The 24292-nt window shown below is 36.2% G+C and carries 19 protein-coding genes; 5 read left to right on the top strand and 14 right to left on the bottom strand.

Annotated elements, in window-relative coordinates; all coding sequences use genetic code 11:
* Positions 1–102: 102 nt before the first annotated feature.
* The 10 genes from EZM65_RS13245 to EZM65_RS13200 form a co-directional block, all read right to left on the bottom strand.
* Positions 103–1746: an NADPH-dependent assimilatory sulfite reductase hemoprotein subunit gene (locus tag EZM65_RS13245; RefSeq protein ID WP_136669037.1), complete on the bottom strand. Its 1644-nt coding sequence runs from the start codon at positions 1744–1746 to the stop codon at positions 103–105.
* 71 nt (positions 1747–1817) lie between these two features.
* Positions 1818–3494: a sulfite reductase flavoprotein subunit alpha gene (locus tag EZM65_RS13240; RefSeq protein WP_136669036.1), complete on the bottom strand. Its 1677-nt coding sequence runs from the start codon at positions 3492–3494 to the stop codon at positions 1818–1820.
* Positions 3484–4305, bottom strand: coding sequence for a uroporphyrinogen-III C-methyltransferase (gene cobA, locus EZM65_RS13235; protein WP_136669035.1), 822 nt, complete (start codon positions 4303–4305; stop codon positions 3484–3486). Before cobA ends, EZM65_RS13240 begins: the two co-directional genes overlap by 11 nt.
* A 79-nt stretch (positions 4306–4384) precedes the next feature.
* Complete coding sequence (gene cysK, locus EZM65_RS13230; protein WP_136669034.1) at positions 4385–5293, bottom strand: cysteine synthase A; 909 nt, start codon at positions 5291–5293, stop codon at positions 4385–4387.
* A gap of 44 nt (positions 5294–5337) precedes the next feature.
* Positions 5338–6153 (bottom strand): serine O-acetyltransferase EpsC, encoded by an 816-nt coding sequence (epsC, locus tag EZM65_RS13225; protein WP_136669033.1) that lies wholly within the window; start codon positions 6151–6153, stop codon positions 5338–5340.
* 1 nt (position 6154) lies between these two features.
* Entirely contained in the window at positions 6155–7387 is a 1233-nt protein-coding gene (locus EZM65_RS13220) for a sulfate adenylyltransferase subunit 1 (RefSeq protein WP_136669032.1), read from the bottom strand.
* Between the two features lie 96 nt (positions 7388–7483).
* Positions 7484–8389, bottom strand: a complete 906-nt coding sequence (gene cysD, locus EZM65_RS13215) for a sulfate adenylyltransferase subunit CysD (protein ID WP_136669031.1) — start codon at positions 8387–8389, stop codon at positions 7484–7486.
* 23 nt (positions 8390–8412) lie between these two features.
* A complete protein-coding gene (locus EZM65_RS13210) occupies positions 8413–9108 on the bottom strand; it encodes a phosphoadenylyl-sulfate reductase (protein ID WP_136669030.1) in 696 nt (231 codons plus the stop codon).
* Positions 9109–9609: 501 nt separating this feature from the next.
* Positions 9610–11097 (bottom strand): PLP-dependent transferase, encoded by a 1488-nt coding sequence (locus EZM65_RS13205; protein WP_169051714.1) that lies wholly within the window; start codon positions 11095–11097, stop codon positions 9610–9612.
* Entirely contained in the window at positions 11097–12269 is a 1173-nt protein-coding gene (locus EZM65_RS13200; protein WP_136669028.1) for a PLP-dependent aspartate aminotransferase family protein, read from the bottom strand. Before EZM65_RS13200 ends, EZM65_RS13205 begins: the two co-directional genes overlap by 1 nt.
* Positions 12270–12784: 515 nt before the next feature.
* Here EZM65_RS13200 and metK point away from each other — a divergent pair.
* Positions 12785–14059: a methionine adenosyltransferase gene (gene metK / locus EZM65_RS13195; RefSeq protein ID WP_136669027.1), complete on the top strand. Its 1275-nt coding sequence runs from the start codon at positions 12785–12787 to the stop codon at positions 14057–14059.
* A gap of 45 nt (positions 14060–14104) precedes the next feature.
* Here the strand turns inward: metK and EZM65_RS13190 are convergent, their stop codons facing one another.
* Both EZM65_RS13190 and EZM65_RS13185 read right to left on the bottom strand, forming a co-directional pair.
* Positions 14105–16813, bottom strand: a complete 2709-nt coding sequence (locus EZM65_RS13190; protein ID WP_136669026.1) for a TonB-dependent receptor — start codon at positions 16811–16813, stop codon at positions 14105–14107.
* A 10-nt stretch (positions 16814–16823) separates the two neighbouring features.
* A complete protein-coding gene (locus tag EZM65_RS13185) occupies positions 16824–17699 on the bottom strand; it encodes a GLPGLI family protein (RefSeq protein ID WP_136669025.1) in 876 nt (291 codons plus the stop codon).
* A 115-nt stretch (positions 17700–17814) separates the two neighbouring features.
* Between EZM65_RS13185 and EZM65_RS13180 the strand changes: the two genes are divergently transcribed.
* From EZM65_RS13180 to EZM65_RS13170, 3 genes are all read left to right on the top strand, one after another.
* Positions 17815–18606, top strand: coding sequence for a hypothetical protein (locus tag EZM65_RS13180; RefSeq protein WP_136669024.1), 792 nt, complete (start codon positions 17815–17817; stop codon positions 18604–18606).
* Entirely contained in the window at positions 18606–19220 is a 615-nt protein-coding gene (locus tag EZM65_RS13175) for a deoxynucleoside kinase (RefSeq protein WP_136669023.1), read from the top strand. Before EZM65_RS13180 ends, EZM65_RS13175 begins: the two co-directional genes overlap by 1 nt.
* Positions 19221–19309: 89 nt before the next feature.
* Positions 19310–19690 carry a hypothetical protein gene (locus tag EZM65_RS13170; RefSeq protein WP_136669022.1) on the top strand — a complete coding sequence of 127 codons (381 nt, stop codon included), beginning with the start codon at positions 19310–19312 and terminating at the stop codon, positions 19688–19690.
* 60 nt (positions 19691–19750) lie between these two features.
* Here EZM65_RS13170 and EZM65_RS13165 read toward each other — a convergent pair whose 3' ends face one another.
* On the bottom strand, positions 19751–22315 hold the full coding sequence (locus tag EZM65_RS13165) for a sodium-translocating pyrophosphatase (protein ID WP_136669021.1): 2565 nt from the start codon (positions 22313–22315) through the stop codon (positions 19751–19753).
* A 192-nt stretch (positions 22316–22507) separates the two neighbouring features.
* Positions 22508–23038 (bottom strand): inorganic diphosphatase, encoded by a 531-nt coding sequence (locus EZM65_RS13160; RefSeq protein WP_136669020.1) that lies wholly within the window; start codon positions 23036–23038, stop codon positions 22508–22510.
* Between the two features lie 277 nt (positions 23039–23315).
* Here EZM65_RS13160 and EZM65_RS13155 point away from each other — a divergent pair, with 277 nt between their 5' ends.
* The gene (locus tag EZM65_RS13155; protein WP_136669019.1) at positions 23316–24155 is read left to right on the top strand and encodes a DUF5602 domain-containing protein; all 840 of its coding nucleotides are present in this window, start codon (positions 23316–23318) and stop codon (positions 24153–24155) included.
* The last annotated feature ends 137 nt before the right edge of the window (positions 24156–24292 follow it).

Genomic DNA, 24292 nt, shown 5'->3' with positions numbered 1-24292 from the left:
TCCACTAAGTCTTTATTTTTATTAGACCTAACAGGTTTTGAAAATGTTACAGGTTCGTTTATAGACCTAACAGGTTTTGAAAACCTGTTAGGTCTGCTATACTTAATTCAATATCACTCGGTTTGCATAATCACCAAAGGTTTCGCCTTCTTCTTTTTCTTGGGTGTAGCGACCTAACAACGAATCGATTTCTTCTAAAATCTGCAGTTCGGTTTGTTTTTCTTTATATAATTTATTCAAACGCAAACCGTACCTGTCACCACCCAACATAAAATTATATTGTTCCGGCCCTGTACCTATAAAGCCCAGCTCAGCCACATACGGACGGCCACAGCCATTAGGACATCCTGTCATACGAATGGTAAGTTCATCTTCCGATAATCCGTGTTTTTCCAGAATTGGTTCAATTTTAGTTACCAATTCCGGTAAGTAGCGTTGTGCTTCGGCTAATGCCAGTGGACATGTAGGCATTGCCACACACGCCATAGAACTTTTACGGATTGGGCTTACGCTTTTTTCAATTTCGTATTTTACCAATAAAGCTTCCACTTTTGATTTATTTTCTTCTGTAACTTCACCTAGAATCAGGTTTTGGTTTCCTGTGAAAATAAAGTTACTGATCTGCAACTGTGCCAATTCAAACAGAAAAGCTTTTTGTTCTGGTTTTACGACTCCGTGTTCTACAAAAAGGGTATAATACCATTGTTTGTCTGCACTTTTTTCCCAGCCATAACGGTCGTTACGTTCTGTAAAAGTGTAAGGACGGGCAGGCTCTAATTGAAAACCGATTCTTTTTTCCAGCTCAGCTTTAAATCCTTCAACTGTCATTTTATCGACGGTATATTTCAAACGTGATAATTTACGTTCTACACGATTACCAAAGTCACGTTGTACTGTCAGCACTTCATAAACTGCTTTTAATGTTTTTTCTTCAGTATCAGTAAAACCTAAAACATCTCCCAGACGAGGATACGTTGACGCATTTCCGTGTGTAGTTCCCAGACCTCCGCCGACAACAATGTTAAATCCTTTCAGTTCGTTGTTTTCAATGATAGCGATTAAACCTAAATCATTGGTAAACAAATCCACATCATTACTTGGCGGTATTGCGATAGCGATCTTAAATTTACGAGGCAAATAACGATCTTCGTATAACGGATCCGCTTCCGCGGAACGCTCGTAAATTTTTTCTCCGTCGATAAAAACTTCATAATATGACTGTGTTTTTGGCAGTAATAAAGTTGAAATTTTATCGGCATACGCATGAATCTGAGCATGCAATGGTGATAACTGCGGATGTGAACTGGCAATTACATTTCTGTTTACGTCGCCACACGCGGCAATAGAATCCAGCTGTGCCAAATTAAACCCTTGAATGGTTGGTCTAAGTTCATGTTTTAACAATCCATGCAACTGAACCGTTTGACGCGTTGTAATCTTCAATGTCCCTGTACCATATTGCTCTGAAATATCATGCAAAGCAATCCATTTATCCGCATCGATTATTCCCCCTGGAATACGTAAACGAATCATAAATGAATACAATTTATCCAATTTTTTAGCGGCTCTTTCTGCTCTTCGGTCACGGTCGTCCTGCACATACATCCCGTGAAACTTTACTAATGTTTCATCATCAGGTCTTACATTACCTGTATGGTTGTCGACATCAATACTTTCTTTTAGCGTACCTCTTAATCCGTCGCTATTAATTTTTATATATTCTACCGGTGATAATTTCTCGCTCATTTTTTATTTAGCTTTAGGCTATAAGCTTTAGGCTATAAGCATATTGCTTACGGCTTACTGCATATAGCTTATTAATACACGTCTTTTTGATATTTTCCTTGTTCTTCTAATTCGGCTAAAACTTCTTTTGCTTTTTCAGTAGAGATGTTACGTTGCTGTGCTATAACTTCTATTATAGTATTTTCAACATCTTTACTCATAGGATCCTTTTGTCCACAGATGTAAATTGAAGCACCACTTTCCAACCATGAATTAAATTCGGCTGCATTTTCCTTAATACGATCCTGAACATAAATTTTACGCTCCTGATCTCTTGAAAAAGCAGTACTCAATTTAGTCAGCACCCCAGTACCTAACCATTCCTGAATTTCGGTTTGATAATAGAAATCTAAAGCAAAATGCTGTTCTCCAAAAAACAACCAGTTTCTACCTTCCGCACCTGTAACATCACGTTGCGCCAGGAAACTTCTGAAAGGCGCAATTCCTGTTCCCGGACCAATCATAATCACATCGGTATCTTCTGCTGGTAAACGGAAGTTGTTGTTTTTATGGATGTAGAAATCATAATCGGTATCCAAAGGAAAATCCGCCAGGAATTGAGACGTCAAACCGGTTTTCACTTTATCTCCAACTTTAAAAGCATTCAGGTTTACCGTAAGATGTACTTGTCCGTCATGCGCTTCTGAAGCTGATGAAATAGAATACAACCTCGGCGCAATAGAATGCAATATTTCTTTTACCTCATCTAAAGTTCCTTTTTTAGGTTGGTATTTAGCAATAACATCCACTAAATCGGCTTTTTCTTCTTTAATTTCAACATCTAAAACCTTTCCTAAAGCTTCTAAGGATTTTTTAGACAATCCACGAATATTTTTATTCTTAAGCTCTGAAAAATCACTTACTCCAAAATGAGCCACTATTGTCTCTAATTCACTTTCTTTATTCTGGGGAATTAAACCTAAAGCATCACCTGGTTCATAGACTATTTCTTCATTAGGTGTGATTTCGATATGATACGTTTCTTTGTTGGAACCTCTATCATTCAACACAATTTTATGAGAGATTTGTCCGGTAAAATTTTGTTTGTGTGATGTACTTGATGTTGTACTTTTGGCTGTACCTGATACCGTTTCGGTTTGACCCGAAGCTGCAAATGATTTTTGCAAATCAGCTTCCCAAATTGGAATTAAACCAGCATAATCAACATCCGCTTTTACTAACGGCAATAATCGTTTTGCTCCTTTTTCAGCCAACACTTCATCCAACAATACTCCTGCATTACAGAACAAAGGGTAAGATGAATCGCCTAACCCGAATACAGCATAGGACAATTTATCCAAAGAAGCTGAAGAGGCTTTCAAGCTTTCATAAAATCCTGCTGCGTTTTGTGGAAACTCTCCTTCACCTTGTGTACTGACCACAAACAATACCAGTGTTTCTTTTTGCAGTTTAGCAACATCAAATTGAGCAACATCAATGTTTTTTGCCTGAATTTTATTCTTTTTGAAAGCCGCCTGAATTTGAGAAGCTACTTTTTTAGAATTACCTGTTTCGGTACCATACACAATTAATGGTTTAACCGCTACACTAGATATAGCATTTTGCACGACTGGTATTACTCCGGCTGTTTTAATTCCGAAGTTTCCAGCTAAATATCCAGCCAAATATCCTTTAGCATAGATAAGCTCTTCATTGGTAGCATTTTGCACCAATTGTTCCAATAAGTTATGTTTCGTTTCAGATAGCATTTTGATAAATAGTTTTATGATTATCGAAGTAAGATTCTATAGCGTTTTTTTCTGTGAACCACTGAAACTTATGGTGTAAATTGACTACTTTACCAATTATCAGCAGTGTGGGTACATACTCAAATTCAGGTAATGCTGCATGCTGGATTTCTTCAAAAGAAAACACTCTTGTTTTCTGGTCAGGAGTTGTCGCCTGTTGTACCACAGCAATACTCTTTTTTAAATCAATACCATGATCCAGAAGTTTCTCACTTAAAGTATTCAACCTTTGTCCGCTCATATAAAAAACCAAAGTATCTTCTGTTCCAGCCCAATCGTTCCACTGATGCGGAGCAACAGTATTCAAATCATACAAGGTCAAAAAGCGTACACCTCTGGAATGTTCTCTTGCCGTCAAAGGGATTCCTGTATAGGCTGCCGCACCAAAAGCTGCCGAAATACCCGGAATTATTTCATACGGAATTTCATTTTTAACAAGTACTTGTAATTCATCCAAAACATTTGAAAACAATGTAGAATCACCTCCTTTTAATCGGAGTACTAATTTACCTTGCTGTGCAAAAAACACTATCAATTCGTTGATGTCTTGTTGTGGTGTCCAAATTCCTTTAGAACATTGCTTGCCCACATAAATAACCTCTGCATCTTTACGCGCATATTCCTCAATTAATTCGGGCGAGACCAATCTATCAGTTAAGACTACATCAGCCTTTTGTAGGTATTTTAAAGCTTTTAGACTGATCAGCTCCGGGTCACCCGGACCAGCTCCTGCCAAGATTACTTTTCCTATATTTTTTATACTTCTTTCCATTTTTTAGGTATGAGTTGTCCCTGTCGAGTCAGTTAAGACACGATAAAACACTATTATTTAAATAATTGTTATTTAAGAATTAGAACAATCCTTCTATTGAAAGGTAGCGTTCTCCAGTATCGTAATTAAACGTTAAAATCCTTGCATCTTCCGATAGTACCGAGACTTTTTTAGCTACTGCCGCCAGTGATGCTCCTGTTGAGATTCCTACTAAGATTCCTTCTTTTTTGGCAACTGCTCTGGCATATTCAAAAGCTTCCTCCTTACTTACCTGAATTACCTCGTCGATTAAATCACCTTGATAAATTTCAGGCACAAAACCTGCACCGATTCCTTGAATTGGATGCGGAGAGGGAGCGCCACCACTCAAGACAGGCGATAATTCCGGTTCTACAGCTATCACTTTCAAATTGGGAAATTTCTCTTTAACAACTGAAGCCACCCCAGTGATATGTCCTCCAGTACCCACTCCAGTTATGATGTAATCCAATCCGTCCGGGAAATCAGCAATAATTTCCTGAGCCGTTGTTCTTTTGTGTATTTCTACATTGGCTTGATTTGCAAACTGAGAAGGCGACCAAGCATTTGGAGTTTGGTTTACTAATTCGGCAGCCCGTTCTATAGCTCCCTTCATTCCTTTTTCACGAGGTGTTAAGTCAAATTCGGCACCATAGATTTCCATCAACTTACGTCTTTCCACACTCATTGATTCAGGCATTACTAAGATTACCTTATATCCTTTTACTGCAGCGACTAATGCCAATCCAATTCCTGTATTCCCTGAAGTGGGTTCTATAATGACACTTTCCGATGTTAAAATACCTTTGGCTTCTGCATCTTCGATCATAGCCAAAGCAATTCGGTCTTTGATACTGTTACCAGGATTATTTCTTTCTAATTTTAGAAAAACGTTTTTATTTTCATACAAATTGTTGATTTTCACAACCGGTGTATTCCCAATAGTTTCTAATATATTATTTGCTTTCATCTCATTAAAATATTTATTTGTTAAGTGTGTTGTTTATAATTTCTTTAAATCACGTAATTCAAAGGTTCCGGGAATTCACTTTTTTTCTTGATTTCAATTTCACTTTTATGATACACCAATGAACCTTCAGGAATTGAATGTGTCAACCAGACATTACCTCCTATTATTGAATTTTCACCAATTATGGTATTTCCCCCTAAAATGGTTGCATTGGCATAAATCGTAACATTATTTTCAATAGTTGGATGGCGTTTTTCTGAAGCACTGTCCTTTGAAACTGATAAAGCTCCTAATGTTACTCCTTGATAAATTTTTACATTGTTACCAATTTTAGAAGTCTCTCCAATTACAATTCCTGTTCCGTGGTCTATGAAAAAATTCTCACCAATTTCAGCTCCCGGATGGATGTCAATCCCTGTTTTACCATGAACATATTCTGTAATAATTCGAGGGATAACAGGCACATTTAATTTCCAGAACACGTTAGCAATTCTATACGCAGTAATCGCAAAAAAACCAGGATATGCTATTAACACTTCTTCTTTTGATTTTGCCGCCGGATCAAAATTGACAAGAGTTTCTAAATCGTTATCCAAAACATAATGCAACTGTTCAATTTGTTCAAAAAAGTAATTTGAATACACTACTATTTGGTTTGTGTCTTCGACCGTTTTTGCCAAAATATTCTGAAGCTTGATTTGGAGTAATTTTTCTTTATTCTGAAAAAAACGATAATTATTATACTCCTGATTGATATCAAACAACCAATTGATCAGTTCGTCTACCCAATCTTCAACATTCTTTTTGTTGATTGGATTTCTGGCTCTTTCTTGATTTTTTAAGTAAATTGAATACGACATATTACAAAAACATTAAAGCTCCAACTGTATTATAACTTGTTTCATCTATTAAAACCGCGTTACCCGATTTTGAATTTTTATCAAAAGCGTCGTAAAACAACGGCTGATTGGTTTTCAGGGTTACCTGTGCGATGTCATTTAACTGAATCGAATCTCCTTCGGTAAACTGCCATTGGTTAATGTTCCATTTACGGTTAACTTCCTGTACTTTTACCCTAACATTTTTAAAACGGTGCTGTAACAAGTAGGTCTTTCCTACCTGTAATGAAGCATTATCCAACCAAGAAATCCATGTCGTGATTTGGTTTGATTCCAAAGGCAACTGATGACTAAGCACTACTGTGTCACCACGACTGATATCGATATTGCCATCAAAATGCAATACTACATTATCTCCTGCTATAACTTGATTTACTTCATGTTGGTTTCTTTCAACTTTAACTATAGTAGTTTCTATACGGGCTGGCAAAACAGTAACTTTATCACCTACCTGATAACTTCCACTCAAAACAGGCCCCGCATAACCACGGTAATCATGATTCGCTTCATCTTTAGGTCGGATTACCCATTGCACCTGAAAACGCGATTCCAACTCTTGTGTTGATTTTATTTCAACAGTTTCTAGAGTTTCCAATAAAGCTTTACCATTATACCAAGGCGTGTTTTCAGATTTTCTGACAATATTATCACCTACCAAAGCACTTACTGGAATATAAATTACCTCATCGTAATTCAATTCATTTTTGATTCCCTCAAAATCGGTTTGAATATGATTAAATGCTTCTTCTGAATAATTCAGTAAATCAATTTTATTAACCGCGATGATGGCTTTTTTGATTCCCATTAGCGAACCCACGCTTGCGTGACGCTTGGTTTGCTCGGTAATTCCTTTTCGGGCATCCACCAAAATAATAATCAGATCTGAATTGGATGCACCGGTAATCATGTTACGGGTATATTGTTCATGTCCGGGTGCATCGGCAATAATGAATTTTCTATTCTTGGTAGAAAAATACTTATAGGCCACATCAATCGTAATCCCTTGTTCACGCTCGGCACGAAGTCCGTCAGTGATTAATGATAAATCAATATCAACTCCTTCCTGTTTGGTTTGCTTTTGCAAAACACCCAACTGGTCTGTATGTATGCTGTCGGAATCGTAAAGCAATCTTCCTATCAAAGTACTTTTACCGTCGTCTACGTTTCCTGCTGTTATAAATCGTAATGTGTTCATTTTCTTTTAGTTTTTAAAGTTTCAAAGTCGCAAAGTTTCAAAGTTGTCTTCTCTGATTTTCTATTTTCTTTGTTCTTTTCTCTTACTTCTTTCTTCTTAAAAATATCCTTGTTTTTTTCTGTCTTCCATTGCGGCTTCCGATAACTGATCGTCCAATCGGGTTTGCCCTCTTTCACTGATTCTAGTTTGGATAATGTCTTCAATAATATCCTGAATAGTCGAAGCTTCCGAAGGAACCGCCGCCGTACAGGTCATATCTCCAACGGTTCTGTAACGGACTTTCTCTATCACAACCGTATCACCTTCCTGTGGCTGGATAAACTGAGAAGTAGCTACTAATTTATCCTGATGCACAATACACTCTCTTTCATGGGCAAAATACAGACTTGGCAATTCGATATTGTATTTTTGGATATAATTCCACACATCTAATTCCGTCCAATTACTAATTGGGAAGACCCTTACATTATGTCCTTTTTGTACTTTCCCGTTCAGAATATCCCATAATTCGGGACGCTGTAGTTTAGGATCCCATGCTCCAAAATCATCCCGAACAGAAAATATACGTTCTTTAGCCCTTGCTTTTTCCTCATCACGACGGGCTCCGCCAATGCATGCATCAAATTCATTTTCCTGAATGGTATCCAAAAGCGTATAAGTCTGTAAAGCGTTACGTGACGGAAATCTTCCGGCCGTTTCTTTTAAATTATACTTTTTAATGCTGTCTTCTACATTACCCACAATCAGTTTTTCACCAATCTCGTTTACTAATTTATCTCTGAACTCAATCGCCTCGGGAAAGTTATGTCCCGTATCTATATGCACTAATGGAAAAGGAAATTTTCCCGGGCGGAACGCCTTCAATGCTAAATGCACCAACACAATGGAATCTTTTCCTCCTGAAAATAACAACGCTGGTTTTTCAAACTGGGCTGCCGTTTCACGAAGGATATAAATCGCTTCGTTTTCTAATTGTTCTAAATAATTATTTGATAGTGACATATGTTTTTTGCTTTATTCTTAATTTACTGATGTAATCCACATTCCTTTTTTGATTGATTTTCCCACCACCATCTTCCGGCTCTGAAATCTTCTCCCTCCTTCACTGCTCTTGTACAGGGAGCACAGCCAATACTGATAAAACTTTGATCATGTAATGTATTGTAGGGCACGCCTTTTTGCTTTAAATAATCAACCACTTCGTCTGTTGTCCAATGCAAAAGCGGATTGTATTTATATAATTGATATTGTTCATCCCACTGAATAATCTCCAAATTATTACGGTTATCCGATTGTTGTGCCCGTAAGCCGGTAATCCAAATTTTTGCTCCTTTCAGCGCTTTTTTCAAAGGGACTACTTTACGGATGTAACAACATTCTTTTCGCAGTTCTATCGAATTATAAAAACCATTGATTCCATTTTTGTTTACATAGGTTTCCAATTCTTCCGTATCAGGATAATACACCCTAATAGGCTGATTATACTGCAACAATGTTTTATCCCAAACCGCATAGGTTTCCGGAAACAATCGCCCGGTATCCAAAGTAAACACTTCGACGTTTTTCAATTTCTGACTGAATACAGCATGACTGATTACTTGATCTTCTATTCCGAAACTGGTTGAAAAAACAATTTTATCTTCTGCATTTTCAGACAAAAACCGTAGTCCTTCCTCGAAGTTTTCTATTTGTGATAATTGATTTAAAAAATTAGTACTCATTTGTTTTTGATTGTTGTTTTAAAAAAAAAGTCCTTTTGGAGCTATTACCAAAAGGACTTTACAGTTGAACTATAACCAGATTAAGTCTTTTTTATAGGGTAATAGGATAGCCGGGCGCTTTTACAGCACTTCTTACAACAGCAAGCGAACATTTTATTTGTGATTGTATTTGACATCTCTATTTTTCTATGATTTTAAATTTCTATAAACAAAAAAACCTCTGCGGTGTGCAGAGGTTTTAATTATGTATTGTCAGCTATTTTTTATGCAATACAGTCCTCTGCGGAAGTCTTCCACATAAAACAACAAGTATTGCAAATATTCTGATTCATTTTTCTTTATTTAACTCTGCAAATGTAGATTAATTTTCTTTAATTCCAAATTAAAAAGATAATTTTTCTGCATTTTATTACATAAATTCAGTTCTTTGGTTTTTTATTCTTATTTTATCAATTTATACCGAATGATTTTTTACAAAAAACCGTAAGCTTAATTCATTCTTTAATCCGCAAAAACTTCATTAAAAACCGCAACAATATCTTCGATTGGTTCAGTACCAACAGAAATACGTAAAATATTGGGATTCATCCCTTTTTCATTTAATATTTTAATGCCTTCTTCGGTCTTTGTCAAGTCATAATGCGCCAGGTACACATAAGGCATCACCAAGGTAAATTCGGTTCCCAGACTCGGTCCTTTAGCTGTTCTCAGCTTGTCATAATATCTTTCAACATAACCATCCAATTCAATAGTAAGCAATCCTGGAATAACACCTGAATTATTCAATTTTTGATAATTTTCGGATGAAGTATTTTCCAAAACGCTCCATACTTTTTTAATCCCTCTCTTTTGAGCAAGAAGTTCAATTAACTTTCTAGTATTTTCGGAAGATTTCAAAACCCTTTTTTCATAATCTGCGATTTCAAAACCCAACCGACTCACTTCTCCTTCATGTGGAGGAATTACAAAATCTTCAAAAAAATCTTGAGAAAGCCCCGAAGATTCCGATACTATAATTGCACCCATCAAAACATCTCCTTTACCACAAGCGAATTTCGACAAACTTTCCACTGCCACATCGCAATATTTTAAAACCGGAGCATTGAACGGCGTTATTAATGTCGTATCCAGAACCAGTTTCACCTGATACTTTTCACAGATAGCATACAAGGCAACAATATCAACACATTGTATCTTAGGATTCGAAACTGCTTCAGTTATTATAACTGACACATTGGAATGGTTTTCATTCAGCCAATTATCAAGTTGTTTCAAATCATGTACATTCAATTGCTGATAAGACTGATTGCTTCTTTTCTGGATTACTTCCATGGTATCTACATACAGCCAACCCAACTGCACCACTACATTCTTTTCTTTTGATTTTTCAAACGAAACCAACGCCTCACAAACTGCAAAAAAAGCATTCGCTCCCGAGTTGGTCAAAATCACATTTTCTTTTTTTGCATTATAAGCATCTGACAAAACAGAAACCACTGCTGAATATCCGTTATTGAATCTGACTCTATCTTCAACAAAAGATTCTTCCAAAAGTCCTAATTTCAACAAAGTTGATTCTGCCTGACGTGAACTGATAATCAATCCGGCATTGCGGATATAATCCTTTATTTGCTGTAATTGGACATCATCACCATTCAACAAGATGAACAGATTCCCATCAACTTCAACATACTCAAGTTGATCATTAATCAGATATGACAAAACCCCATACGCTTTCAATGAAGTAATCGGGAATATGACAATATCTGAAGCAATATTATATTGCTTTGACACATAATCCACCAGAAACTGCACCCATTTATTTCTGAAAAACCTTGGGTAACCCGATTTCATCTTTCCAACAACAGCAACATCTCCTTCTTCATAACCAATCACATCATCAAGTGTTGGCAAACTCACCGAAACAGCATGCGGATTATCAAACGGCACCGATTCACCGCAAGGAATATGACACAGATAATCACTCATTAATTTACACATTTTAAAACTACAGTCTGTATTGCCTGTTTCAAATCCTGAATTAAGTCTTCAGTATCTTCCAAGCCAACAGAAATACGTACAGTTGCTTTCGTTAAACCTATCTTCTTTAAATCTTCTTCCGAATAAGTGGAGTGACTCATCCTCGCCGGAATTTCTATTCTGGAATCTGCCGTTCCAAAGGACACTTTCTCACCAAACAGTTTCGTGTTTTTTACAAACGCTTCCGCCAATTCCTCACTTTCCAATTGAACTGTCAATACCGACGGAACAATTTTCATTTGTTTCTTCACCAACTCATACTGCGGATGCGAAGGCAATCCCGGAAATTTCACATCAATCACTTCTGGAATTTCCAATAGATATTCGGCCAGACGCAAAGCACTCTGCTCCTGTGTTTTCATTCTGTATACCAATGTTGGCAAACCAAGCGATACCAGAAAAACATCAAATGGACTTTGGGCTCTTCCCTGTGCATTTGAAAAATACTGCAATTTTTCTGCCCATTCTGGTGATTTAGCCACAATGGCACCTGCCACCACACTTCCATGACCGGAAATGAATTTGGTTGCCGAGAATAAAGAAAAATCAGCTCCCAAATCTAATGGACGCTGGGAAGCAAAAGTCGCCATGCTATTATCAACCGCAAACAATGAATCGTATTTTTTTACAAGTTTCGCAATACTTTCCAAATCGATAATTTTCAAACCGGGATTTGTAGGCGATTCACACAATACCAATCGGATGTTGTTCTTTTTCAGAACCTCTTCCACTTCATTTTCTTCTGTGAAATCAGCATAAAATGTCTGTATATTATTTTTTTCAAAAAGCACATTCAGCAAACGATACGTTCCTCCGTAACAATCTTTTTCCACCAAAACCGCATCACCAGATTTCAAAACTGTTTCAAACAACAACGAAATAGCCGCAATACCAGTATTGGTACAAACTCCCCCTGCTCCGTTTTCTGCCTGCGTAAAAATTTCCTCCAGTGCATTTCTCGTAGGATTATCGGTTCTTGAATAATCATAGACTTTATCACACCCCAATTGGCGTTTTAAGTCAAAAGTCGCCGTATTGTAAATTGGGAGATGTGTTGCTCCGTAAGCATCTATCGTGTTACAGTGCTGGGTAATATTAGCTAATAAGGTTTCAAGTTGCATGGTGTATGTTGTTTAAGTACTGTTTTAAAAAAAAACCTCTGCTTTTGCAGAGGTGACTATTTATATTTTCTTCAATTTACGAAATAGCGTCCTCTGCGGAATTTCTCCACATCATCATAAACGCCATCATATTTTTGAATGTATTTTTCATCACTGTTATTTCGACAAGGCAAAATTAGAAATATTTTCTTTAAAAAAAATATACATAGATTATTTTTCTATTTTTTGTTATTTATACTAAATAAAATAGAATTAAATTCTAAAATTAGAAATTAAACCAAATTAAAATTCAGAAAAAACAAGCATTTACCAACTTAAATTTCAGTCAGTTATAAAAAATAAAGTTAATATTGATTTACAATTCAAAATCCTTTTATACATTTGCACTCGAAAATCGAGAGGAAAAATTTGAACTGATTGCAACCTCATTAAAAAAATGCTAAAGCAGTAAACACTACTCTTTAGGCAATCCCTGCAATTATTTCCTCACTTATTTTAATTTAAAAATAAATTTTATGGCTTATTTATTTACGTCAGAATCAGTGAGTGAAGGACATCCAGACAAAGTGGCTGACCAAATCAGTGATGCATTAATCGATAACTTCTTAGCATTTGACCCTGAGTCAAAAGTTGCCTGTGAAACTTTAGTTACTACAGGACAGGTCATTTTAGCCGGAGAGGTAAAATCAAAAACTTATTTGGATGTACAAAGCATCGCCCGTGAAGTAATCAAAAAAATTGGCTACACGAAGAGCGAATATATGTTTGAAGCAAACTCATGTGGTGTTTTATCAGCTATTCACGAGCAATCTGACGATATCAACCGTGGTGTTGACCGTGTTACTACCGTAACTGACTTCGAAACGAAAGCTAACGCACAAGGAGCAGGTGACCAGGGAATCATGTTTGGCTACGCTACAAACGAAACGCAGGATCTGATGCCTTTAGCTTTGGATCTGGCACATAAATTATTACAGGAATTAGCTGATTTGCGCAGAGAAAACTCGGCAATCACTTATTTACGCCCGGATGCTAAATCACAGGTAACTTTAGAATACGACGACAATAACAAACCGGTTAGAATTGACGCTATCGTAATCTCTACACAACATGATGATTTCGCAGAAGAAGCAGAAATGCTGGCTAAAATCAAAAAAGACATTATCGAGATTTTGATTCCTAGAATCATTGCTAAATACCCTCAGTACGCACATTTATTCAATGATAAAATCGAGTACCACATCAACCCAACAGGAAAATTCGTAATTGGAGGACCTCACGGAGATACTGGTTTAACAGGGAGAAAAATCATCGTGGACACTTACGGAGGTAAAGGAGCACACGGTGGTGGTGCATTCTCAGGAAAAGACCCTTCAAAAGTAGACCGTTCTGCCGCTTATGCTACACGCCATATTGCTAAAAACTTAGTTGCTGCAGGTGTAGCTGATGAAGTTTTGGTTCAGGTTTCTTATGCTATTGGTGTTGCTAAACCTTGTAATGTTTACATCAACACATACGGAACTGCTAAAAACGGTTTGACAGATGTACAGATTTCTGAAAAAGTAAACGAATTATTCGATTTAAGACCTTATGCTATTGAGCAGCGTTTAAAATTAAGAACCCCAATCTATAGCGAAACTGCTGCTTACGGACACATGGGACGTAAAAACGAAGTAGTAACAAAAAGCTTTGTTTCTCCTTCAGGAGAGAAAAAAGAAGTTGAAGTTGAATTATTCACTTGGGAAAAATTAGACTTTGTGGATAAAATCAAAGCTGCTTTTGGAATTTAATATTTCAGTTTTAAATAAATAAGCCCCGCAATGCGGGGCTTTCTTTTATAAATTATATTTCATGGAGAATATCACATATCTTGGCTGTACCCTATATTGTGAGGTTCTTAAAAATGTCTGACTGAATGAATCGTCATTCAAAGAAGTTGTATTCAATAAATTAGTACCGGAAATCTTATATTCCATTTTACAGTTTTTCTTCATATAAGTCAAACTGGCTGAAAGAAAATCATATTCGTTCCTAACTGTTTTATCAGAATTATAATAGTTGTTATATTCATATTCTGTTACAAAAGAAAAAGCATCCAGAAAATAATAATCCAAACGTACCGATGGCTTATCATTAGTAAAATTACCTCCATTATACTCATTTACAGATTTACTGAACCCTAATTCAATATTGGGCAGTTTTTTATAGTTTGTCGAAGCTTTTAAAGTGTATGTCTGTCCAAAACTTTCAGTAGTTTGATTTTGAGTACCGCGAAGATTATTAAATTTTGACCAATTCAAATTCACACTGACATTGGCTTTATAATACCTGGCAAAGCCTCTTCCGTAGCCTCCCATTGCAATAATGGATTCGTCAGCAAAGTTTGAGTTTATGGCAGTTGATGTTTGATTAGTCTGGTTAAACAAAACCGAACTTTTCACTGCATCAATACGGCGGGAATAATTTAAGTTTCCGAAAATATTTTCCATATTGAACATGCTGAATTTAAAATATCTCAAACTATGGCTGTGAGCCAGAGAATTTTCCAGATTCCTGTTCCCTCTGAACAATGAGTTGTAATTAGTAAAAACAGCTCCCTGCGCAAACTTATTCACGTCAGTAAACTCGTTTGTGATTCCGTAATTATAGGATAATGTTTCTGATTTTTTTATCTGCCATAAAGCATATACATCCGGAAGTATTCTATAAAAATCTTTGGTAATTTTACTGCCCAGCTGCTCATTATAGGTATTGTACTTATGAACGCTAAAGCCTGGTGTCAAGGTCACTTTTCCCAAAAGAACTTTGTAATGAAACCCAATATACATATCCGTAAAACTGTAACTGACATCATTTTTAAAGTTTTCATCTCCAATTTCATTTTGACTGCCATTGTCCAACAATTGAAAAATTGAAGAATTAAAATTTTGAAACGAGTACGTCCCTCCAAAAGTGAAATTCAAATGACTTTTAGGAGTCAGGATATAGTAATAATCAAGCTTTCCGTCTATCTTGTTCGTTTTAACAAACCGTTCCTGATTGATTCTGTCTCTGTTTTGCGAAGGATTATAACCCGGAAAACCGAAAGGAACAAAATCCAAATCAGCCAGATAAAAAGGATCCTCATACTGATACAAATGCTGCATTTCAAAAGAAAAGATATTCTTATCGTTTTTTGTGAAATAAGTACTAAGATTTTGATTAACACTTAAAGGATTTTGCTTTTTGCCGGTAAAAATATCCTGTGAACTGATAAAAGTCCCGTCACCCTGATAAGCCTGCTGCAATGATGCATTTGTTTCATCTTGTTTTGACATCTTAATCAAAGCATCATATTCAACCTGTAATTTTTCATCTGGCTTATATGATGTGGAAAATTTAAACAATCCTAAATCTGATTTTTGATTTGTCTCTTCGTCTCTTTTTTCAACGGTTTCAACTTCACCGGATTCATTCAGAAAACTGGTTTGATTTTTAGTTTCCAAATCAGATTCTGTCGCAGAAAGTATTGCAAATCCGGAAAAACTCAATTTTTTATTAGGATTAAACGAAAAATTTACCGCTCCGAATTGTGACAAAATTTCTTTTGCCCTGTTATTCCGAAGCAACGAAATCCCTAAATCATTGGACGCTACGGAAAAATTAGTCCCGCTTCGTCTTGCCATATTTCTAAACCCCCCGGTAAATTTAAAATAGTCCTGAATAGTCAATGGCAATTCCCCGATATTGTTTAAATTACCAATAAAATTCAGGCTGTATTTTGGGTTATAGTAAAACAACTTTGGATTAACTATATAACGTTCATCCGTATGCGCCACTCCTCCTCCTGCAGTAAGATCACCAAACCAAAAATTTTTCTTACCGCTTTTAAGCTTGATGTTCATCGCCACATTTTCCTCATTATTCTCAACACCTTTTAAGGCACTTACCTCATTGTAATTACGCAGTACCTGTATTTTATCTATAGCATCGGCAGGAATATTCTTGGTTCCCAACTTTGTATCTCCGTCAAAAAAGTCTTTACCTTCCACCATTAATTTGGAAACTTTTTTACCTTCCACCTCAACCTCACCATTTGCATTAACCTCAACCCCGGGAAGTTTTTTTAATACATCTTCCAGTTTTCTTTCTGTTCCGGTTTTAAACGAATCTGCATTATAAATCAAAGTATCCCCTTTAACAGAAACCGGCATCTGCTTTACAATTTCAACTTCGGCAAGCTGACTTGCATCGGAAATTAAAGTAATATTCTGAGATACATTCTCTTCTTTTGCAGCAACAGTTATATTTTTGGTTTTCAGTCCTAAAAAAGAAAAACGGATATTATAAGTAGAATTCGCTTTAAGATTCAACAAAAACTTCCCTTTATCACTCGTAATAGAATAGCCATCAACAGCTTTTGTTACTTGATTTACCGCCATTACATTGGCCATTTCCAACGGAGCACCGAGGGTATCTTTTACAATCCCTTCAAATTTTACAGACTGAGAAAAAGCGTATTGAATTACTAACAGGAATAGTACTAACAGTTTATTTTTATTCATATTCCCATTATTAATTCCCCATTCTGATCATAGGCTGGTTACCACCTCTGGATCTGAATGAATCCATCATTTCTTCCATTTTGGCTTTTGATATTTCGTCAAATTCTTTTTGAGTAACTACTTTCCCTTTTGTTGGTTCCTTTATCTCTTTTTTATCTTTTACATTCATTACCACAGCCGTACACAGGATAATTGTTTTATCCTCTGCCACCTCCAGGATTAAACCCGGCAGACCCTGATAAGATCCAGGGCCGTTACTAACAGGAATATCCGGTGTATACCATGCAGTAACTTCATTTTCCTTATTTATTTCAGGCAAAAGATTAGTGCTTTTTTTAAAATCGGCCTCAGCATTTTCTTTAGAAAGTTCTTTATTTGCCTTATCCCTCAACTCTTTGAATTTATAAGCTTGATTGGGTACTTTTGCAGTTGCTTTAAAACACAAATAATCACCTATCTGCTTTGTTTCCTGAGTTAATTGCCAATTAACTGTAGTCAGCGTGTCCTTGATAAGGAATTCTTTCCCCATTAAATCCCTGTCGGTTGTATAAGTCTTCCCTTTTATATTTTTATACAAAGTTCCTCCCTGGCCAAAACGCATCATCATACCGCCTCCGCCACCTGCTCCCGGTGTATCAAGCTTTTCCTCTTCTTTATAGATTGAAGCAACCTTATCAAAATTAAGGATAAACTTTTTTTCAAGGTTGCGCTTGATACGTTCCTCCATTCTGGCACGCATTTCCGGTGTTATATCCCTGCCTCCCATTCTGGCAGAAATATCCGGCATTTGTGTTTTTGACTGGTATACAGCCATACCCTGAAAGTCCTGAGCAAATTGAATCTGGACAGCAAGAACTGCCAAAGTAGTAAGGATTAGTTTTTTCATATTATTTATTTTACATCAAATTTGACGATTACCATTTAAAATTGTTACTAATAAACTGTTAAATATATTATTTGACTATTATTTACTTTAAAAGTTTAATTGTAAATTAGCTTTTATGAGAAAAACTATACTACTCTTTATATTATTACTTTCCAGCATTGGTTTCTGCCAGTACAACAACATTATCGCCTCACAAATGAGCACCAAGTTTATTCAGGCTGATACCTACATTGGAAATGATGCTGTGGGTTTTGAGTATTTCACTAAAAACAATACTTTGTTCAAATTCAACGGCAATGCAAAATTCCAATACAAAAACATATACATGGGAAAAATTTCAAGGGTTGATTTACAAAACCCATTGCGGATTCTTCTTTTTTATGAAAATTTCAACACAATCATTGCTCTTGACAGTCAGCTGAATGAGATTGAAAAAATCAATTTTAACGAAAATAATCCCAATCTTATTGTTGCTGCTATGGGAATAGCCGCCCGGAATAAATATTGGATTTTTGACCAGACAACCCAGCAGCTGAACCTATATGATTTGAAAAAAAAATCCCTTCAGCCCATAGGAGTTCCCTTGAACAGTTCAATAAAAAATTACGCAAGCACTTACAATTTATTTTTCTGGGTGGATCAGGAGAACAAATTTTATCTATGTGATATTTTTGGAAAAATAAGTGAAATTGCCACTCTTCCTGATTATGATGCTATTTATCTGACTGACGAAAGTGTTCTGGCGTATCAAAAAGACGAAAAATTGTATTTTTATGATTTACAGAGAAAAGTATCAATTACTATTGAAAATGTTCAAAAAACCTTTTTAAGTTATACTTACAAAAACCAAAATTTAGCTATTTTTACCACCGAAGGAATTACCAATTATAAAATTAATTTACCATAATGCATATAGCGGTTGCAGGAAATATAGGTGCTGGAAAAACAACACTTACGAGACTTTTATCGAAACACTTTAAATGGGAGCCTCATTTTGAAGATGTAGATGAGAATCCTTATCTGGACGATTTTTACCATACAATGGACAGATGGAGTTTCAATCTTCAAATCTATTTCCTAAACAGTCGTTTCCGCCAGATTTTAAAAATCCGTGAAAGCGGCAAGAAGATAATTCAGGACAGAACTATTTATGAGGATGCGCATATATTTGCTCCCAATCTTCATGCAATGGGACTAATGAGTAATCGTGATTATGAAAATTACGCATCCTTATTTGAATTAATGGAAAATCTTGTTGGCCCACCGGATTTAATGATTTATTTAAGAAGTTCAATTCCTAATTTAGTAGGTCAGATTCACAAACGTGGCCGTGAATATGAAAACACTATCTCGATTGATTATCTAAGCCGTTTAAACGAACGCTATGAAGCCTGGATTCAAACGTATAACAAAGGAAAACTTTTGATTATTGATGTGGATAATATCAATTTTGTAGATAATCCTGAAGATTTAGGCATGATTATTAATAAAATTGATGCTGAAATAAACGGATTATTTTAATAGCTATGAAAGCTTAAAATTGTAACTTTAATTAATAATTTCTACAATTCAAATTTTAACTCATTTTAATAACTTAAAAAGTATTAATTATGAGTTTTTTTATTTTATATAAAACCTTACTCGGCAGTTTGTTATCTGCTTTTATTTTAGGAAGTTGCTCCATTTACAAAACGGAGCCTATCTCAATAGACAACGCTATATCAATAGGAACAACTGTAAAGGTCATCAAAATTGACAATCAAAAAATTAAACTGCAAAGAATTGAAAAATCAGATTCCATTTATTATGGCATAAAAAAATCCAAAGGCCAAATTATAAAAGTACCTTTGGAGCCAAACCAAATAAAATCAATTCATGAAATAGACAAAACATCATCAGCTATTTCAACTGTTTTATCCATTACAGGAGGAACATCATTTGCTACACTTATAATTACAACCTTAATTTCAAATGCCAGTTTTGGAAATTAAAATATTTAATAAGTTAAAATAAGAAAGCTCCCATTTTGGGAGCTTTCTTATTTTAACTTATTATTTCAAAGCATCCAGCTTTGCCTGAACCTCAGCTTCGGTTCCTTCAATCACTTCATTTGCTTCGGTTGTTTTTCCATTTTCAGTTGTTTTAGTTGTAACAGTGGCTTTAACCTTTCCGTCGACCAACTCTTTTACTACTGAAACCTCCTTCATAATTTCATTTTTTGCATCAGAAGAACAGCATGCCATTTTACATCCTTGTGCCTTTTTGAACTTCCCATCAGCTCCAAAATGAGCCATGCACATTTCTTTTTCTTCAGCACTGCAACCCATTTCATCACACATCTTAGCACATTCATCTTTGGTCATACTTGCCACTTTTGCCATATCACATTTTGTTTCATGCTTCATTGCACATTTTTCTGTTTTAGCACAACAAGCCTCTTTCGATGCCATTCCGTGATGACCTGATCCTAATATTGGTGCAATAACCAAACCTACCAAGCATGTTAATTTAATCAGGATATTCATAGATGGTCCTGAAGTATCTTTAAACGGATCACCAACTGTATCACCTGTAACCGCGGCTTTGTGAGCATCCGAACCTTTGTAGGTCATTTCCCCATTAATCATCACTCCTGCCTCAAATGATTTTTTAGCGTTATCCCAGGCACCACCTGCATTGTTCTGGAAAATAGCCCAAAGCACACCGCTAACACAAACACCAGCCATATAACCTCCAAGTGCTTCCGGACCCATTAAGGCACCAACAATAATTGGAGTAATGATTGTGATAGCTCCCGGAAGCATCATTTCGCGCAATGCCGCTTTTGTAGAAATGTCCACACATTTTCCATATTCAGGCTGACCTGTTCCTTCCAAAATCCCTGGAATTTCCCTGAATTGGCGGCGCACTTCATTCACCATATCCATTGCAGCTTTTCCTACCGATTGCATTGCCAATGCCGAGAAAATAACCGGAATCATTCCTCCAACAAACAATGCTGCCAAAACATCCGCTTTAAAAATATTAATTCCGTCTATTCCTGTAAAAGTCACATAAGCCGCAAATAAAGCCAATGCTGTTAATGCAGCAGAAGCAATTGCAAAACCTTTACCTACAGCAGCTGTTGTATTTCCAACCGAGTCCAAAACATCTGTACGCTGACGAACCTCTTTAGGCAATTCACTCATTTCTGCCACACCACCTGCGTTATCGGCAATTGGCCCGAAAGCATCAATAGCCAGCTGCATAGCTGTAGTTGCCATCATAGCCGATGCTGCAATAGCCACACCATAAAACCCAGCTAATGTATATGCTCCCCAGATAGCTCCAGCAAATAATAATACTGAGCCAAAAGTTGATTTCATACCCGTAGCCAAACCTGCAATAATGTTTGTAGCTGCTCCGGTTGAAGAATTCTGGACAATATTCAATACCGGTTTCTTACCTAATGCCGTAAAATATTCCGTAATGGCAGAGATTAACCATCCTACTGCTAGACCTACCAATGTAGCATAAAATACATGTCGGCTAGGAATTTCTTTCATCCCTTCACCAAAAAAATTCATATTGATTGTTTCAGGAAGCATCATTTTGATTAAAAACCAACAGGCCACCACTGTTAATCCTAAAGAAATATAGTTTCCTAAGTTTAAAGCTCCCTGCACTTGTGCTTCTTTAGCATCGTTATCTTTAATTTTTACAAAGAATGTCCCTATTATAGAAGATAAAATTCCAACACCGGCAATTACCAAAGGCAGAAGAATTGGACCCATCCCGTTGAATTTATCAGCAAACTGACTTCCCGCCGCCTCACTCATATCTTTAATGATATAATTTCCTAAAACCATTGATGCCAAAACTGTTGCTACATATGACCCAAACAAATCGGCTCCCATACCGGCAACATCCCCTACATTATCCCCAACATTATCAGCAATAGTTGCGGGGTTACGCGGATCATCCTCAGGAATACCGGCCTCTACTTTACCTACAAGATCAGCCCCTACATCAGCAGCTTTAGTATAAATTCCGCCTCCAACACGTGCAAAGAGCGCAATAGACTCGGCACCAAGTGAAAATCCTGCTAATGTTTCTAAAACTGTGGTCATATTTTCATAGAATGACTTGGAAGTATCTCCCATGAACTGGTTTAAAAACAGCATAAAGAACAAACTCAATCCTAATACAGCCAATCCGGCAACACCCAAGCCCATTACAGTCCCTCCGGAAAAAGAAACCTTTAAAGCCTGAGGCAAAGAAGTTTTTGCGGCCTGTGTGGTTCTTACGTTGGCTTTGGTAGCAATACGCATCCCTATGTTCCCGGCCAATGCAGAAAAAATGGCGCCAAAAACAAACGCCACTACTATCATCCAGTGTGACGTTTTGACTATTTGTGAAACTGTAAATAATGCGGCTGAGGCAATTACGACGAAAACAGCTAATATCCGGTATTCCGCTTTTAGGAATGCCATAGCTCCTTCCTGAATGTTTTTAGAAATACCCTGCATTTTTTCGTCCCCTGCATCTTGTTTGCTTACCCATGCGGCTTTAACAAACATAAATAAGAGACCTAATACCGCCATGATTAGAGGCGCATAAATGATCATAGATTCCATAAAATTTGGTTTTGGTTAGTTAGTAATATCGTAAATATATGGAAATCAATGCAAATAAAAAAGCAGCATTCCATATGAAATGCTGCTTTTTTATCAATCTAATATCTATGTTTGTGCTAAAAGATTAGATTAGAAAAACTCTCTTTACTATAACTAACCAAAACCAAAGCAAAAAGAGTTTTTTCTAAACTATTATTTTATACTGAATAATCCTTCAGGTCTATTTTCAATTGCATTGAAACGGTCCACACATTGTTTTAAGATTTCCTGAGCTTCATTAACATCGCCCCATCCTTGAACATCAACTTTTTTATGTTCTAAGTCTTTATAAACCTCAAAAAAGTGCTCTATTTCTTTCAATAAATGCGGATTCATGTCAGACAAGTCATTTAACTTATTCCAGATAGGATCTGAAACAGGCACACAAATAACTTTCTCGTCCGGTCCTTTATCATCAGCCATGTGAAAAACACCAATTGGTTTCACTTCAATAACACAGCCTGGAAATGTTGGTTTAGTAACTAATACCAATACGTCTAACGGATCACCGTCCAATGCTAAAGTTTCAGGGATAAATCCGTAATCAGCAGGATACATCATTGAGGAGAATAACATACGGTCGAAACGCATTCTCTTTAAATCAAAATCATACTCATATTTGTTACGGCTTCCGCGGGGAATTTCAACTAATACGTCGAAAGTTTGTACTTTATCTGCAGTCATTTTGCTTCTTTTTTTATTTTCAAGGGTGCAAAGGTAAGGCAAAAAACTTATTTTACAAGTATTTAAAGTAAAGAGATTATTAAATTTCAAATTTATTCTTGGCTCTGAAAAACTATTTGAAACTGCTTAAAAACGAACAACAAAAAAACGAACAAACCGTTAACCAATTAATTACCAATAGATTAATAATTTTAACTACATTTGTGTCACGTTAATTACTTTTTTTCAAATTCATTTCTTGCCCCTCTTTTAAGAAACAATTTTAAAAAATTTAATTATGAAAAAATTAGTTTTAATTGGGTCATTGTTCCTCATTTTCTCCTGCACCCAAGAAGAGTCTTCCAACGATGATTTACTAAGAAACACACCTCAATCTGTTTCACAAAGATTCGACCCTGAAAAAGTCAATATTTTTAAAGGCCCCGAAGTTGAAGTTGGCAACGGTATTGCGCGGTCATGGATCAGTATAAAAAAAGAAACTGGAATCCCTCAAGAATTAGGTATCGTACTCACTCCCGAAGCTTTGGAAAATCTTCCGGACAATAATGAACACGGCGAAAGATATATTATTCCTTTACATCTGAAAGCCAGACAGTATACTCCGTTTGATCATATTGACCTCAACTGGAATCCGCACGGACACCTTCCTCCAGGGGTTTTCGATGTAGCTCACTTTGACATTCACTTTTATCTTATATCCCTTGAAGAGCAGGACGCAATACCTGTCTGGTCACCTGATACAGATGCCGCTTTTAACAATTACCCTCCTTCCGGATATATGCCTTCCGATTATTTTACACCTCCCGGCCCCGCTACAGCAGAACCAAAAATGGGAAAACATTGGTTGCCGGTAAATCTGGAATCTCTTCTTCCATTCACAAAAATAATGATTTATGGATCTTATAACGGAAAACTGACTTTTGTAGAACCAATGATAACCATGGATTATTTAATGTCCCATCAGGATTTCAGCGAAGCCTATTCCCAACCTCAATATTTTAACAAAGGAGGGAATTATCCGAGAAGATACAATATTTATCACGATTCAAAAACCGGAAATATCTATATAACTTTAAGTGATTTTGTTCCTAGAGAAAGTACACCACATAATTTATAAAAAAATCAGCTATAACTTCCCTGCTTATTAATTTTAAAATATAATGATTCCGGATATTATTTTGAGAAAAAAACAATTTCCCGTCAGCTAGCAAAGCAAATAGTTTTCATCCCAGACACTTATCCCACAAAACATTA

The sequence above is a fragment of the Flavobacterium sp. H122 genome, from assembly GCF_004959765.1.
GTDB lineage: Bacteria > Bacteroidota > Bacteroidia > Flavobacteriales > Flavobacteriaceae > Flavobacterium.
The sequence above is the reverse complement of the archived record's forward strand: the minus strand, read 5'-3'. Positions and strand labels throughout refer to the sequence as shown.